Raw genomic sequence first — 567 nt, 5'->3', positions numbered from 1 at the left:
CAGACGCGGGAGGTGCGTGCGGCCGCTATCCGCCTTCACACCGCTCCCAAGGCCTATCACGGCTGCGAACCGGGCCCCGAGGAGTGGCTCATCGTCATCTGGCCGCCCGGCAAGCCCGAGCCGACCGACTTTTTCCTGTCAAACATGGGCCGGCGGGTGCGCCCCAAACGGGTGATCGAGCTGGGATGTTTGAGATGGCGTGTCGAGCGCGACTATCAGGACATGAAGCAGGATGTCGGCATGGAGCACTACGAAGGACGCACATGGGTGGGCTGGAACCATCATTTGACCATCTGCATGGCGGCGTTCGCTTTCCTGGCAATCCAGCGAAAGCTTTTTCCCCCTGAAACCCCTCGAATCGATCGCCTCGGTGCGCAAGCGAATCATCAAAAGTCTGGATCGTAAACGAGGCCACTGCCAGCACTGTAAGCGGCCCTACAACGAGGAGCACCCGCCACCAGCCCCCCCGGATCCGGTACCGAGGCAACCTCGAGCACAACTTGCCCGTGAATGGCTGGTCGATCGTCTACGTTTCAAGCGGTTTCTGGGTGAACTGATCAAGTAGTA

General features: G+C 60.5%; 1 pseudogene. It reads left to right on the top strand.

Annotated elements, in window-relative coordinates:
- Positions 1-405 (top strand): annotated as a pseudogene (locus FRC98_RS21945) (IS701 family transposase); the annotation flags it as partial.
- Positions 406-567: the final 162 nt, after the last annotated feature.

This window comes from Lujinxingia vulgaris, assembly GCF_007997015.1.
In the GTDB taxonomy this organism is placed as follows: Bacteria; Myxococcota_A; Bradymonadia; order Bradymonadales; family Bradymonadaceae; genus Lujinxingia; species Lujinxingia vulgaris.
Note: the sequence above shows the minus strand (reverse complement) of the source record. Positions and strands in the feature narration are given on the sequence as shown.